At 71.8% G+C, this 16,658-nt stretch carries 1 protein-coding gene (cut by a window edge); it reads left to right on the plus strand.

Annotated elements, in window-relative coordinates; all coding sequences use genetic code 11:
* Positions 1 to 16,658 carry the 5' portion of a non-ribosomal peptide synthetase gene (locus tag G3M57_RS09885; protein WP_163230237.1) on the plus strand. It continues 1,267 nt past the right edge of the window, so the window shows 16,658 of its 17,925 coding nt (coding positions 1-16,658); it begins with the start codon at positions 1 to 3; the stop codon falls past the right edge of the window.

Raw genomic sequence — 16,658 nt, forward strand, 5'->3', positions numbered from 1 at the left:
GTGTCCCGCAAGAAGGCCGAGAGGGCGCTGTCGGACATCTGGGCTGATATCCTTCGGCTGGACCGGGTGGGGGCGCAGGACAACTTCTTCGACCTGGGCGGCCACTCGCTGCTGGCCACCCAGGTGGTCTCGCGGGTGCGCGAGGCCCTGCAGGTGGAGCTGCCGGTGCGCGCCTTCTTCGAGGCCCCCACCGTGCGCCAGCTGGCCCAGAGGGTGGAGGTCGCCCAGAAGGAGCAGGAGGGCCTGAGCCGTCCGCCGCTGACGCGCCAGGCGCGTCCGGAGCGTCTGCCGCTGTCGTTCGCCCAGGAGCGACTTTGGTTCCTCGAGCAGCTTGGGGTGGGCACGTCCTACACCATGCCCAACTTCCTGCGGCTGGAAGGCCCGCTGGACGTGGGGGCGCTGGAGGCCAGCCTTGGGGCGCTGGTGGCGCGCCACGAGCCGTTGCGCACGCGCTTTGCGGTGCGGGACGGCGAGCCGGTGCAGGTGATCGACCCGCCTGGGCCGTTCGAGCTGACGGTCAGGGACCTTGGCGGGCTGGAGGCGGACGCGCGCGAGGCCAAGGCCCAGGCGCTGCAGCAGGCCGAGATCGAGCGGCCGTTCGACCTGGAGCGGGGACCGCTGTTCCGGGCCGAGCTGCTGCGGCTTGGTCCGCAGGACCACGTGCTGCTGATGAGCATGCACCACATCCTGTCGGACGGCTGGTCGCTGCTGGGGATCATCCCGCGCGAGCTTGGGGCGCTGTACGAGGCGTTCCTGGAGGGTCGGCCCTCGCCGCTGGCGCCGCTGGAGGTGCAGTACGCCGACTATGCGCTGTGGCAGCGTCAGTGGCTGCGCGACGAGGCGCTGGAGCGTCAGCTGGCCTATTGGCGCGAGCGCCTGGCGGGGGCTCCGCCGGTGCTGGAGCTGCCCACCGACCGGCCGCGGCCGCCGGTGGAGAGCTTCCGGGGGGCGGCCTTGCCGTTCACCCTGCCCGGGACGCTGTCGGAGGGGGTGCGGGAGCTGGCGCGGCGTGAGGGGGTGACCCCGTTCATGGTGTTCCTGGCCGCCTTCCAGGTGCTGGTCAGCCGCTGGAGCGGCCAGACGGACGTGGTGGTGGGCTCGGCGATCGCCGGTCGCGACCGGCGCGAGCTGGAGCCGCTGGTGGGGTTCTTCGTCAACACCCTGGCCCTGCGCACGGACCTGTCGGGCGATCCCAGCTTCCGCACGCTGCTGGGCCGGGTCAAGGAGACCACCCTGGGGGCCTACGCCCACCAGGACCTGCCGTTCGAGAAGCTGGTGGCCGAGCTGGCCCCCGAACGGGATCTGGGACGTCATCCGATCTTCCAGACGATGGTGACGTTCAACAACGTCCCGCACGAGGATCTGGAGCTTCGCGATCTCAGCTGGAACCAGGTGGGCGGGCGGATCACGACGGCCAAGTTCGATCTGGAGCTGCACCTGTTCGAGAGGCGCGGCTTGGGAGGGGTTTTCGACTATTCGACCGACCTCTACGAGGCCTCGACGATCGAGCGGCTGCTGGAGGGGCTGACCTGCCTGCTGGAGGGGGCGCTGGGCGATCCGGACCAGGCGCTGTCGGCCCTGCCGGTGCTGGGGGGCGAGCAGGCCCGGCGCCTGGCGGTGGAGTGGAACGCCACGGCGTCGGACTATCCGCGCGATCGGCCCGTCCATGCGCTGTTCTCCGAGCAGGCGGGGCGCGCGCCCCAGGCCACGGCCCTGGCGCTGGGCGAGGCGACGATGAGCTACGGGGAGCTGGAGGCGCGGTCCAACCAGCTGGCCTGGCACCTGAAGGCCCGGGGCGTGGGTCCCGAGGTGGTGGTGGGGCTGTGCCTGGAGCGCTCGTTCGAGATGGTGGTGGGGCTGCTGGCCATCCTCAAGGCCGGCGGGGCCTACCTGCCGCTGGATCCCGACTATCCGGCCGAGCGGCTGGCGTTCATGCTGGCGGACGCCGGGGCGGCCCTGACCCTGAGCGCGGGCCCGCTATGGTCGGGGCTGGGGCTGGAAGGCCCGGCGGTGCTGCTGGACGAGGAGGCCCAGGCGATCGCGGCGCGGTCCGACCAGGCCCCGCCGCCGGCCGCGGGTCCGCTCAACCTGGCCTATGTGATCTACACCTCCGGCTCGACCGGATCGCCCAAGGGCGTGAGCGTCGCCCATGGCAACGCGGCTTGGCTGTTTGGGTCGCTCAAAGACAGCGTGGTTTGCGATGACCAGGACATTTGGTCGGTCTTCCATTCCTTTTCATTCGATTTTTCTGTTTGGGAGCTTTGGGGCGCCCTGACCTCAGGCGGACGAGCCGTCATCGTGCCGTTCGAGATAAGCCGGTCACCAAGCGCGTTCTGCGACTTTCTGCTCGAGAACAGAGTCACCATCCTCAGCCAGACGCCATCCGCCTTTTTGTCCTTCATGAAGGTGGATCGCAGTCGACTCGTCCGATCCCAGCTTCGATACGTCGTGTTCGGAGGAGAAGCGCTCAACATCCCCCAAATCCGCCCTTGGCTGGATGAGGCTTCGAACGCTCCAGTCCTGATTAACATGTACGGGATCACGGAGGGGACGGTTCACGTCACGTTCCGCCCCCTGCGTTTGGCGGACTGCGAACGGATTGGCAGCAGGATCGGTCGTCCGATCGCCAACACGCAGGTTTACGTGCTGGACGGGGAGCTTGGCCTGGCGCCGATTGGGGTTGCGGGCGAGCTCTACATCGCCGGCGATGGGCTGGCGCGGGGTTATCTGGGGCGGCCTGGCCTGACGGCCGAGCGGTTCGTGGCCAACCCGTATGGCCCGGCCGGCTCGCGGCTCTACCGGACCGGCGACCTGGTGCGCTGGCGCCAGGGCGGTGACCTGGAGTTCCTGGGGCGGCTGGACCACCAGGTCAAGGTGCGGGGCCACCGCATCGAGCTTGGCGAGGTGGAGGCGGTGCTGCTGGAGCAGCCCGGGGTGGCCCAGGCCGTGGCCGTGGTGCGCGAGGACGCGCCGGGGGACAAGCGGCTGGTGGCCTATGTGGTGGCCGAGGCCCAGGGGCTGAAGGCGGCCCACGCCCAGGCCTACGAGGAGGCGCGCGAGGAGAACGTCGAGCAGTGGGAGACGCTGTTCGACGACGCCTACGGGGCCAGCGAGACGGCGGCCGCGCCCAGCTTCCGGGGCTGGAACAGCAGCTATACCGGGGCGGCGATCCCGTTGGAGCAGATGCGCGAGTGGCGCGACCAGACCCTGGAGCGGATCCAGGACCTGGAGCCTGGGGCGATCCTGGAGATCGGCTGCGGGGTGGGGCTTTTGCTGGAGCACCTGGCGGCGGGCCGGGACTATACGGGCACGGACATCTCGGCCGCGGCCCTGGGCGGGCTGCAGCGGTGGCTGGACGAGCAGCCGGCGCTGTCGCACGTGCGGCTGCTGCGGCGCGAGGCCACCCAGTTCGAGGGCTGGGAGGCGGGGGCGTTCGACACGGTCGTGCTCAACTCGATCATCCAGTACTTCCCTGACGGGGAGTACCTGCTGTCGGTGCTGTCCCAGGCGCTGGATCTGGTGGGGCCGCAAGGCCAGGTGTTCGTGGGCGACGTTCGCCAGCTGGACCTGATCAAGGCGTTCCACGCCTCGGTGCAGCTGGACAAGGCCCCGGCGGGGCTGAGCGTTGGGCGGCTCAAGGCGCGGGTGGCGCGGGCCATGGCCCAGGACAAGGAGCTGCTGGTGGCTCCGGGCTTCTTCGAGGCCGCGCGCGAGCAGCTGGGGGTGGGCCAGGTGCGGGCCCTGCTCAAGCGGGGGCGGTACGTCAACGAGCTGACGGGCTATCGCTACGACGTGATCCTCAGCCGCCAGGAGCAGGCGCGCTACGCGGCCGTGGAGCTGGAAGGCGACGATCAGGCGCTGGAGCGGCTGGACGAGCAGCTGGCGCAGCATCGTCCGGCGCGGGTGCGGGTGCGCGGGGTGGCCAACCATCGCCTGGCCCAGGACGCGGCGGCCGCGCGGCTGATGGAGACGATGGAGGAGAACGCCAGCGTGGCGCAGCTGCGCGAGGCGCTCAAGGCCCATCCGGCCCGAGGCCAGGACCCCGAGGCGTTCTGGGCGCTGGCCCAGGCGCGCGGTTACCAGGCGCAGATCAGCTGGAGCGGCGGCGGGGAGGGGCGGTTCGACGTGGAGCTGGTCGACCCGGGCCAGGTCCAGACGCCGCTGGACCTTCCGGCCGAGCCGGCCGGGGCGTGGAGCGAGCATGTCAACGACCCGCTGCTGGGCCAGCTGACCCAGCAGCTGGGGGCGCGGCTGCGCGAGGCGCTCAAGGCCAAGGTCCCCGACTACATGACCCCCTCGGCGATCCTGGCCCTGGACCAGCTGCCGCTGACGGCCAACGGCAAGGTCGACCGCCAGGCGCTGCCCGCGCCCGAGGAGCGGCCCGAGCTGATCGGCGACTATGTCGTTCCCAGCACGCCCCTGGAGGAGGCGCTGGCGGCGATCTGGGCCGAGACCCTTCGGCTGGACCGGGTGGGGGCGCAGGACAACTTCTTCGACCTGGGCGGCCACTCGCTGCTGGCCACCCAGGTGGTCTCGCGGGTGCGCGAGGCCCTGCAGGTGGAGCTGCCGGTGCGCGCCTTCTTCGAGGCCCCCACCGTGCGCCAGCTGGCCCAGAGGGTGGAGGTCGCCCAGAAGGAGCAGGAGGGCCTGAGCCGTCCGCCGCTGACGCGCCAGGCGCGTCCGGAGCGTCTGCCGCTGTCGTTCGCCCAGGAGCGACTTTGGTTCCTCGAGCAGCTTGGGGTGGGCACGTCCTACACCATGCCCAACTTCCTGCGGCTGGAAGGCCCGCTGGACGTGGGGGCGCTGGAGGCCAGCCTTGGGGCGCTGGTGGCGCGCCACGAGCCGTTGCGCACGCGCTTTGCGGTGCGGGACGGCGAGCCGGTGCAGGTGATCGACCCGCCTGGGCCGTTCGAGCTGACGGTCAGGGACCTTGGCGGGCTGGAGGCGGACGCGCGCGAGGCCAAGGCCCAGGCGCTGCAGCAGGCCGAGATCGAGCGGCCGTTCGACCTGGAGCGGGGACCGCTGTTCCGGGCCGAGCTGCTGCGGCTTGGTCCGCAGGACCACGTGCTGCTGATGAGCATGCACCACATCCTGTCGGACGGCTGGTCGCTGCTGGGGATCATCCCGCGCGAGCTTGGGGCGCTGTACGAGGCGTTCCTGGAGGGTCGGCCCTCGCCGCTGGCGCCGCTGGAGGTGCAGTACGCCGACTATGCGCTGTGGCAGCGTCAGTGGCTGCGCGACGAGGCGCTGGAGCGTCAGCTGGCCTATTGGCGCGAGCGCCTGGCGGGGGCTCCGCCGGTGCTGGAGCTGCCCACCGACCGGCCGCGGCCGCCGGTGGAGAGCTTCCGGGGGGCGGCCTTGCCGTTCACCCTGCCCGGGACGCTGTCGGAGGGGGTGCGGGAGCTGGCGCGGCGTGAGGGGGTGACCCCGTTCATGGTGTTCCTGGCCGCCTTCCAGGTGCTGGTCAGCCGCTGGAGCGGCCAGACGGACGTGGTGGTGGGCTCGGCGATCGCCGGTCGCGACCGGCGCGAGCTGGAGCCGCTGGTGGGGTTCTTCGTCAACACCCTGGCCCTGCGCACGGACCTGTCGGGCGATCCCAGCTTCCGCACGCTGCTGGGCCGGGTCAAGGAGACCACCCTGGGGGCCTACGCCCACCAGGACCTGCCGTTCGAGAAGCTGGTGGCCGAGCTGGCTCCCGAACGGGATCTGGGACGCCATCCCCTGGTCCAGGTGGTCGTGGCCCTGCACAACGTGCCGTCCGAAGCCCTGCGCCTGGAGGGACTCCAATGGCGTCCGACGGGCGGCGAGCATGTCACCGCCAAGTTCGACCTGACCCTGCATCTGTTCGAGAACGATGCGCTCTGGGGCTTCTTCGAGTACGCCACCGACCTCTACGAGGCCTCGACGATCGAGCGGCTGCTGGAGGGGCTGACCTGCCTGCTGGAGGGGGCGCTGGGCGATCCGGACCAGGCGCTGTCGGCCCTGCCGGTGCTGGGGAGCGAGCAGGCCCGGCGCCTGGCGGTGGAGTGGAACGCCACGGCGTCGGACTATCCGCGCGATCGGCCTGTCCATGCGCTGTTCTCCGAGCAGGCGGGGCGCGCGCCCCAGGCCACGGCCCTGGCGCTGGGCGAGGCGACGATGAGCTACGGGGAGCTGGAGGCGCGGTCCAACCAGCTGGCCTGGCACCTGAAGGCCCGGGGCGTGGGTCCCGAGGTGGTGGTGGGGCTGTGCCTGGAGCGCTCGTTCGAGATGGTGGTGGGGCTGCTGGCCATCCTCAAGGCCGGCGGGGCCTACCTGCCGCTGGATCCCGACTATCCGGCCGAGCGGCTGGCGTTCATGCTGGCGGACGCCGGGGCGGCCCTGACCCTGAGCGCGGGCCCGCTATGGTCGGGGCTGGGGCTGGAAGGCCCGGCGGTGCTGCTGGACGAGGAGGCCCAGGCGATCGCGGGGCGGTCCGACCAGGCCCCGCCGCCGGCCGCGGGTCCGCTCAACCTGGCCTATGTGATCTACACCTCCGGCTCGACCGGATCGCCCAAGGGCGTGGGGACCGTCCACCGCAACATCGCCCGGCTGGTGCTGGGCGCGGACTACGCCGATCTGGCGCGCGAGCGCACGCTGCTGCTGATCTCGCCGCTGACCTTCGATGCGGCCACCTTCGAGCTGTGGGGCGCGTTGCTGCACGGCGCTCGCCTGGTCCTCCAGCCGCCCGGCCCGATCGACATCGGCCAGTTGCGGCAGGTGATGACCACCCAGGGCGTGGACCTTCCCCTGTTGACCACGGGCCTGCTCCATCGGGTGGTTGAAGAGGACATCTCCATCCTGGGCGGCGTGCGCCAGGTCCTGACGGGCGGAGACGCGCTCTCGCCGTCGCACGCGCGCCAGATCGTGGAGGCCATCGGCCCTGGCCGGCTGATCAACGGCTATGGCCCCACCGAAGGCACCACCTACAGCACGGTCCATGCGGTGGGCGAGCTGACCACGGCGACGGTTCCGATCGGTCGTCCGATCGCCAACACGCAGGTTTACGTGCTGGACGGGGAGCTTGGCCTGGCGCCGATTGGGGTTGCGGGCGAGCTCTACATCGCCGGCGATGGGCTGGCGCGGGGTTATCTGGGGCGGCCTGGCCTGACGGCCGAGCGGTTCGTGGCCAACCCGTATGGCCCGGCCGGCTCGCGGCTCTACCGGACCGGCGACCTGGTGCGCTGGCGCCAGGGCGGTGAGCTGGAGTTCCTGGGGCGGCTGGACCACCAGGTCAAGGTGCGGGGCCACCGCATCGAGCTTGGCGAGGTGGAGGCGGTGCTGCTGGAGCAGCCCGGGGTGGCCCAGGCCGTGGCCGTGGTGCGCGAGGACGCGCCGGGGGACAAGCGGCTGGTGGCCTATGTGGTGGCCGAGGCCCAGGGGCTGAAGGCGGCCCACGCCCAGGCCTACGAGGAGGCGCGCGAGGAGAACGTCGAGCAGTGGGAGACGCTGTTCGACGACGCCTACGGGGCCAGCGAGACGGCGGCCGCGCCCAGCTTCCGGGGCTGGAACAGCAGCTATACCGGGGCGGCGATCCCGTTGGAGCAGATGCGCGAGTGGCGCGACCAGACCCTGGAGCGGATCCAGGACCTGGAGCCTGGGGCGATCCTGGAGATCGGCTGCGGGGTGGGGCTTTTGCTGGAGCACCTGGCGGCGGGCCGGGACTATACGGGCACGGACATCTCGGCCGCGGCCCTGGGCGGGCTGCAGCGGTGGCTGGACGAGCAGCCGGCGCTGTCGCACGTGCGGCTGCTGCGGCGCGAGGCCACCCAGTTCGAGGGCTGGGAGGCGGGGGCGTTCGACACGGTCGTGCTCAACTCGATCATCCAGTACTTCCCTGACGGGGAGTACCTGCTGTCGGTGCTGTCCCAGGCGCTGGATCTGGTGGGGCCGCAAGGCCAGGTGTTCGTGGGCGACGTTCGCCAGCTGGACCTGATCAAGGCGTTCCACGCCTCGGTGCAGCTGGACAAGGCCCCGGCGGGGCTGAGCGTTGGGCGGCTCAAGGCGCGGGTGGCGCGGGCCATGGCCCAGGACAAGGAGCTGCTGGTGGCTCCGGGCTTCTTCGAGGCCGCGCGCGAGCAGCTGGGGGTGGGCCAGGTGCGGGCCCTGCTCAAGCGGGGGCGGTACGTCAACGAGCTGACGGGCTATCGCTACGACGTGATCCTCAGCCGCCAGGAGCAGGCGCGCTACGCGGCCGTGGAGCTGGAAGGCGACGATCAGGCGCTGGAGCGGCTGGACGAGCAGCTGGCGCAGCATCGTCCGGCGCGGGTGCGGGTGCGCGGGGTGGCCAACCATCGCCTGGCCCAGGACGCGGCGGCCGCGCGGCTGATGGAGACGATGGAGGAGAACGCCAGCGTGGCGCAGCTGCGCGAGGCGCTCAAGGCCCATCCGGCCCGAGGCCAGGACCCCGAGGCGTTCTGGGCGCTGGCCCAGGCGCGCGGTTACCAGGCGCAGATCAGCTGGAGCGGCGGCGGGGAGGGGCGGTTCGACGTGGAGCTGGTCGACCCGGGCCAGGTCCAGACGCCGCTGGACCTTCCGGCCGAGCCGGCCGGGGCGTGGAGCGAGCATGTCAACGACCCGCTGCTGGGCCAGCTGACCCAGCAGCTGGGGGCGCGGCTGCGCGAGGCGCTCAAGGCCAAGGTCCCCGACTACATGACCCCCTCGGCGATCCTGGCCCTGGACCAGCTGCCGCTGACGGCCAACGGCAAGGTCGACCGCCAGGCGCTGCCCGCGCCCGAGGAGCGGCCCGAGCTGATCGGCGACTATGTCGTTCCCAGCACGCCCCTGGAGGAGGCGCTGGCGGCGATCTGGGCCGAGACCCTTCGGCTGGACCGGGTGGGGGCGCAGGACAACTTCTTCGACCTGGGCGGCCACTCGCTGCTGGCCACCCAGGTGGTCTCGCGGGTGCGCGAGGCCCTGCAGGTGGAGCTGCCGGTGCGCGCCTTCTTCGAGGCCCCCACCGTGCGCCAGCTGGCCCAGAGGGTGGAGGTCGCCCAGAAGGAGCAGGAGGGCCTGAGCCGTCCGCCGCTGACGCGCCAGGCGCGTCCGGAGCGTCTGCCGCTGTCGTTCGCCCAGGAGCGACTTTGGTTCCTCGAGCAGCTTGGGGTGGGCACGTCCTACACCATGCCCAACTTCCTGCGGCTGGAAGGCCCGCTGGACGTGGGGGCGCTGGAGGCCAGCCTTGGGGCGCTGGTGGCGCGCCACGAGCCGTTGCGCACGCGCTTTGCGGTGCGGGACGGCGAGCCGGTGCAGGTGATCGACCCGCCTGGGCCGTTCGAGCTGACGGTCAGGGACCTTGGCGGGCTGGAGGCGGACGCGCGCGAGGCCAAGGCCCAGGCGCTGCAGCAGGCCGAGATCGAGCGGCCGTTCGACCTGGAGCGGGGACCGCTGTTCCGGGCCGAGCTGCTGCGGCTTGGTCCGCAGGACCACGTGCTGCTGATGAGCATGCACCACATCCTGTCGGACGGCTGGTCGCTGCTGGGGATCATCCCGCGCGAGCTTGGGGCGCTGTACGAGGCGTTCCTGGAGGGTCGGCCCTCGCCGCTGGCGCCGCTGGAGGTGCAGTACGCCGACTATGCGCTGTGGCAGCGTCAGTGGCTGCGCGACGAGGCGCTGGAGCGTCAGCTGGCCTATTGGCGCGAGCGCCTGGCGGGGGCTCCGCCGGTGCTGGAGCTGCCCACCGACCGGCCGCGGCCGCCGGTGGAGAGCTTCCGGGGGGCGGCCTTGCCGTTCACCCTGCCCGGGACGCTGTCGGAGGGGGTGCGGGAGCTGGCGCGGCGTGAGGGGGTGACCCCGTTCATGGTGTTCCTGGCCGCCTTCCAGGTGCTGGTCAGCCGCTGGAGCGGCCAGACGGACGTGGTGGTGGGCTCGGCGATCGCCGGTCGCGACCGGCGCGAGCTGGAGCCGCTGGTGGGGTTCTTCGTCAACACCCTGGCCCTGCGCACGGACCTGTCGGGCGATCCCAGCTTCCGCACGCTGCTGGGCCGGGTCAAGGAGACCACCCTGGGGGCCTACGCCCACCAGGACCTGCCGTTCGAGAAGCTGGTGGCCGAGCTGGCCCCCGAGCGGGATCTGGGACGTCATCCCCTGGTCCAGGTGGTCGTAGCCCTGCACAATGTCCCCCACGCGCCCTTATCCTTGCCCAATCTCCAATTGAGGCAGTGCGGCGGTGAGCACGACACCGCCAAGTTCGATCTGGAGCTGCACCTGTTCGAGGGGCTGGGGATCGACGGCTTCTTCGAGTACGCCACCGACCTCTACGAGGCCTCGACGATCGAGCGGCTGCTGGAGGGGCTGACCTGCCTGCTGGAGGGGGCGCTGGGCGATCCGGACCAGGCGCTGTCGGCCCTGCCGGTGCTGGGGGGCGAGCAGGCCCGGCGCCTGGCGGTGGAGTGGAACGCCACGGCGTCGGACTATCCGCGCGATCGGCCCGTCCATGCGCTGTTCTCCGAGCAGGCGGGGCGCGCGCCCCAGGCCACGGCCCTGGCGCTGGGCGAGGCGACGATGAGCTACGGGGAGCTGGAGGCGCGGTCCAACCAGCTGGCCTGGCACCTGAAGGCCCGGGGCGTGGGTCCCGAGGTGGTGGTGGGGCTGTGCCTGGAGCGCTCGTTCGAGATGGTGGTGGGGCTGCTGGCCATCCTCAAGGCTGGCGGGGCCTACCTGCCGCTGGACCCCGACTATCCGGCCGAGCGGCTGGCGTTCATGCTCGACGACGCCGGGGCGGCCCTGACCCTGAGCGCGGGCCCGCTATGGTCGGGGCTGGGGCTGGAAGGCCCGGCGGTGCTGCTGGACGAGGAGGCCCAGGCGATCGCGGCGCGGCCCGACCAGGCCCCGCCGCCGGCCGCGGGCCCGCTCAACCTGGCCTATGTGATCTACACCTCCGGCTCGACCGGATCGCCCAAGGGCGCGGCGGTGGCCCATCGCGCCATCGCGCGCCTGGTCTGCGACATCACCTACGCGGATCTGGAAGCCGATGATCGCGTCGGCCAGTTGGCGACCCTGTCGTTCGACGCGGCGACCTTTGAGATCTTCGCCCCGCTGCTCCGTGGCGCGGCCGTGGTGATCATCCCACGCAACGAAGCGCTCTCGCCGCGCGGTCTGGCCGAAGCGCTCAAGCGCGAGCGGGTGAGCGTGGCGTTCGTCACGACCGCCTTGGCCAATCTGGTGGCGCGCAATACGCCGGACGGCTTTGCGGGTCTGCGATCGTTGATGTTCGGCGGCGAGGCTGTTGACCCCGACAGCGTGGCGCGCATCCTGGCCAACGGACCGCCGGCCCGGCTGACCCACGTGTACGGGCCCACCGAAGTCACCACCTTCTCCACCTATTACGACGTGGCCTCCGTGACCACGGCGACGGTTCCGATCGGTCGTCCGATCGCCAACACGCAGGTTTACGTGCTGGACGGGGAGCTTGGCCTGGCGCCGATTGGGGTTGCGGGCGAGCTCTACATCGCCGGCGATGGGCTGGCGCGGGGTTATCTGGGGCGGCCTGGCCTGACGGCCGAGCGGTTCGTGGCCAACCCGTATGGCCCGGCCGGCTCGCGGCTCTACCGGACCGGCGACCTGGTGCGCTGGCGCCAGGGCGGTGAGCTGGAGTTCCTGGGGCGGCTGGACCACCAGGTCAAGGTGCGGGGCCACCGCATCGAGCTTGGCGAGGTGGAGGCGGTGCTGCTGGAGCAGCCCGGGGTGGCCCAGGCCGTGGCCGTGGTGCGCGAGGACGCGCCGGGGGACAAGCGGCTGGTGGCCTATGTGGTGGCCGAGGCCCAGGGGCTGAAGGCGGCCCACGCCCAGGCCTACGAGGAGGCGCGCGAGGAGAACGTCGAGCAGTGGGAGACGCTGTTCGACGACGCCTACGGGGCCAGCGAGACGGCGGCCGCGCCCAGCTTCCGGGGCTGGAACAGCAGCTATACCGGGGCGGCGATCCCGTTGGAGCAGATGCGCGAGTGGCGCGACCAGACCCTGGAGCGGATCCAGGACCTGGAGCCTGGGGCGATCCTGGAGATCGGCTGCGGGGTGGGGCTTTTGCTGGAGCACCTGGCGGCGGGCCGGGACTATACGGGCACGGACATCTCGGCCGCGGCCCTGGGCGGGCTGCAGCGGTGGCTGGACGAGCAGCCGGCGCTGTCGCACGTGCGGCTGCTGCGGCGCGAGGCCACCCAGTTCGAGGGCTGGGAGGCGGGGGCGTTCGACACGGTCGTGCTCAACTCGATCATCCAGTACTTCCCTGACGGGGAGTACCTGCTGTCGGTGCTGTCCCAGGCGCTGGATCTGGTGGGGCCGCAAGGCCAGGTGTTCGTGGGCGACGTTCGCCAGCTGGACCTGATCAAGGCGTTCCACGCCTCGGTGCAGCTGGACAAGGCCCCGGCGGGGCTGAGCGTTGGGCGGCTCAAGGCGCGGGTGGCGCGGGCCATGGCCCAGGACAAGGAGCTGCTGGTGGCTCCGGGCTTCTTCGAGGCCGCGCGCGAGCAGCTGGGGGTGGGCCAGGTGCGGGCCCTGCTCAAGCGGGGGCGGTACGTCAACGAGCTGACGGGCTATCGCTACGACGTGATCCTCAGCCGCCAGGAGCAGGCGCGCTACGCGGCCGTGGAGCTGGAAGGCGACGATCAGGCGCTGGAGCGGCTGGACGAGCAGCTGGCGCAGCATCGTCCGGCGCGGGTGCGGGTGCGCGGGGTGGCCAACCATCGCCTGGCCCAGGACGCGGCGGCCGCGCGGCTGATGGAGACGATGGAGGAGAACGCCAGCGTGGCGCAGCTGCGCGAGGCGCTCAAGGCCCATCCGGCCCGAGGCCAGGACCCCGAGGCGTTCTGGGCGCTGGCCCAGGCGCGCGGTTACCAGGCGCAGATCAGCTGGAGCGGCGGCGGGGAGGGGCGGTTCGACGTGGAGCTGGTCGACCCGGGCCAGGTCCAGACGCCGCTGGACCTTCCGGCCGAGCCGGCCGGGGCGTGGAGCGAGCATGTCAACGACCCGCTGCTGGGCCAGCTGACCCAGCAGCTGGGGGCGCGGCTGCGCGAGGCGCTCAAGGCCAAGGTCCCCGACTACATGACCCCCTCGGCGATCCTGGCCCTGGACCAGCTGCCGCTGACGGCCAACGGCAAGGTCGACCGCCAGGCGCTGCCCGCGCCCGAGGAGCGGCCCGAGCTGATCGGCGACTATGTCGTTCCCAGCACGCCCCTGGAGGAGGCGCTGGCGGCGATCTGGGCCGAGACCCTTCGGCTGGACCGGGTGGGGGCGCAGGACAACTTCTTCGACCTGGGCGGCCACTCGCTGCTGGCCACCCAGGTGGTCTCGCGGGTGCGCGAGGCCCTGCAGGTGGAGCTGCCGGTGCGCGCCTTCTTCGAGGCCCCCACCGTGCGCCAGCTGGCCCAGAGGGTGGAGGTCGCCCAGAAGGAGCAGGAGGGCCTGAGCCGTCCGCCGCTGACGCGCCAGGCGCGTCCGGAGCGTCTGCCGCTGTCGTTCGCCCAGGAGCGACTTTGGTTCCTCGAGCAGCTTGGGGTGGGCACGTCCTACACCATGCCCAACTTCCTGCGGCTGGAAGGCCCGCTGGACGTGGGGGCGCTGGAGGCCAGCCTTGGGGCGCTGGTGGCGCGCCACGAGCCGTTGCGCACGCGCTTTGCGGTGCGGGACGGCGAGCCGGTGCAGGTGATCGACCCGCCTGGGCCGTTCGAGCTGACGGTCAGGGACCTTGGCGGGCTGGAGGCGGACGCGCGCGAGGCCAAGGCCCAGGCGCTGCAGCAGGCCGAGATCGAGCGGCCGTTCGACCTGGAGCGGGGACCGCTGTTCCGGGCCGAGCTGCTGCGGCTTGGTCCGCAGGACCACGTGCTGCTGATGAGCATGCACCACATCCTGTCGGACGGCTGGTCGCTGCTGGGGATCATCCCGCGCGAGCTTGGGGCGCTGTACGAGGCGTTCCTGGAGGGTCGGCCCTCGCCGCTGGCGCCGCTGGAGGTGCAGTACGCCGACTATGCGCTGTGGCAGCGTCAGTGGCTGCGCGACGAGGCGCTGGAGCGTCAGCTGGCCTATTGGCGCGAGCGCCTGGCGGGGGCTCCGCCGGTGCTGGAGCTGCCCACCGACCGGCCGCGGCCGCCGGTGGAGAGCTTCCGGGGGGCGGCCTTGCCGTTCACCCTGCCCGGGACGCTGTCGGAGGGGGTGCGGGAGCTGGCGCGGCGTGAGGGGGTGACCCCGTTCATGGTGTTCCTGGCCGCCTTCCAGGTGCTGGTCAGCCGCTGGAGCGGCCAGACGGACGTGGTGGTGGGCTCGGCGATCGCCGGTCGCGACCGGCGCGAGCTGGAGCCGCTGGTGGGGTTCTTCGTCAACACCCTGGCCCTGCGCACGGACCTGTCGGGCGATCCCAGCTTCCGCACGCTGCTGGGCCGGGTCAAGGAGACCACCCTGGGGGCCTACGCCCACCAGGACCTGCCGTTCGAGAAGCTGGTGGCCGAGCTGGCCCCCGAACGGGATCTGGGACGCCATCCCCTGGTCCAGGTGGTCGTAGCCCTGCACAACGTGCCCGAGGAAGGCCTGCGTCTGGAGGGGCTCACGCTCAAGCGGGCGGGCGGCGAGCATGTCACCGCCAAGTTCGACCTGGCCCTGCATCTGTTCGAGAACGATGCGCTCTGGGGCTTCTTCGAGTACGCCACCGACCTCTACGAGGCCTCGACGATCGAGCGGCTGCTGGAGGGGCTGACCTGCCTGCTGGAGGGGGCGCTGGGCGATCCGGACCAGGCGCTGTCGGCCCTGCCGGTGCTGGGGAGCGAGCAGGCCCGGCGCCTGGCGGTGGAGTGGAACGCCACGGCGTCGGACTATCCGCGCGATCGGCCTGTCCATGCGCTGTTCTCCGAGCAGGCGGGGCGCGCGCCCCAGGCCACGGCCCTGGCGCTGGGCGAGGCGACGATGAGCTACGGGGAGCTGGAGGCGCGGTCCAACCAGCTGGCCTGGCACCTGAAGGCCCGGGGCGTGGGTCCCGAGGTGGTGGTGGGGCTGTGCCTGGAGCGCTCGTTCGAGATGGTGGTGGGGCTGCTGGCCATCCTCAAGGCCGGCGGGGCCTACCTGCCGCTGGACCCCGACTATCCGGCCGAGCGGCTGCGGTTCATGCTCGACGACGCCGGGGCGATGGTGGTGGTCACCACCCAGGCGATCGCCGACGGGCTTCCAGCCTATGGCGTGCTGCCCGTGCTGCTGGACGAGGAGGCCCAGGCGATCGCGGCGCGGCCCGACCAGGCCCCGCCGCCGGCCGCGGGCCCGCTCAACCTGGCCTATGTGATCTACACCTCCGGCTCGACCGGATCGCCCAAGGGCGTGGGGACCGTCCACCGCAACATCGCCCGGCTGGTGCTGGGCGCGGACTACGCCGATCTGGCGCGCGAGCGCACGCTGCTGCTGATCTCGCCGCTGACCTTCGATGCGGCCACCTTCGAGCTGTGGGGCGCGTTGCTGCACGGCGCTCGCCTGGTCCTCCAGCCGCCCGGCCCGATCGACATCGGCCAGTTGCGGCAGGTGATGACCACCCAGGGCGTGGACCTTCCCCTGTTGACCACGGGCCTGCTCCATCGGGTGGTTGAAGAGGACATCTCCATCCTGGGCGGCGTGCGCCAGGTCCTGACGGGCGGAGACGCGCTCTCGCCGTCGCACGCGCGCCAGATCGTGGAGGCCATCGGCCCTGGCCGGCTGATCAACGGCTATGGCCCCACCGAAGGCACCACCTACAGCACGGTCCATGCGGTGGGCGAGCTGACCACGGCGACGGTTCCGATCGGTCGTCCGATCGCCAACACGCAGGTTTACGTGCTGGACGGGGAGCTTGGCCTGGCGCCGATTGGGGTTGCGGGCGAGCTCTACATCGCCGGCGATGGGCTGGCGCGGGGTTATCTGGGGCGGCCTGGCCTGACGGCCGAGCGGTTCGTGGCCAACCCGTATGGCCCGGCCGGCTCGCGGCTCTACCGGACCGGCGACCTGGTGCGCTGGCGCCAGGGCGGTGAGCTGGAGTTCCTGGGGCGGCTGGACCACCAGGTCAAGGTGCGGGGCCACCGCATCGAGCTTGGCGAGGTGGAGGCGGTGCTGCTGGAGCAGCCCGGGGTGGCCCAGGCCGTGGCCGTGGTGCGCGAGGACGCGCCGGGGGACAAGCGGCTGGTGGCCTATGTGGTGGCCGAGGCCCAGGGGCTGAAGGCGGCCCACGCCCAGGCCTACGAGGAGGCGCGCGAGGAGAACGTCGAGCAGTGGGAGACGCTGTTCGACGACGCCTACGGGGCCAGCGAGACGGCGGCCGCGCCCAGCTTCCGGGGCTGGAACAGCAGCTATACCGGGGCGGCGATCCCGTTGGAGCAGATGCGCGAGTGGCGCGACCAGACCCTGGAGCGGATCCAGGACCTGGAGCCTGGGGCGATCCTGGAGATCGGCTGCGGGGTGGGGCTTTTGCTGGAGCACCTGGCGGCGGGCCGGGACTATACGGGCACGGACATCTCGGCCGCGGCCCTGGGCGGGCTGCAGCGGTGGCTGGACGAGCAGCCGGCGCTGTCGCACGTGCGGCTGCTGCGGCGCGAGGCCACCCAGTTCGAGGGCTGGGAGGCGGGGGCGTTCGACACGGTCGTGCTCAACTCGATCATCCAGTACTTCCCTGACGGGGAGTACCTGCTGTCGGTGCTGTC

Origin of the sequence: Caulobacter rhizosphaerae, assembly GCF_010977555.1 — a bacterium.
GTDB classification, from domain to species: domain Bacteria; phylum Pseudomonadota; class Alphaproteobacteria; order Caulobacterales; family Caulobacteraceae; genus Caulobacter; species Caulobacter rhizosphaerae.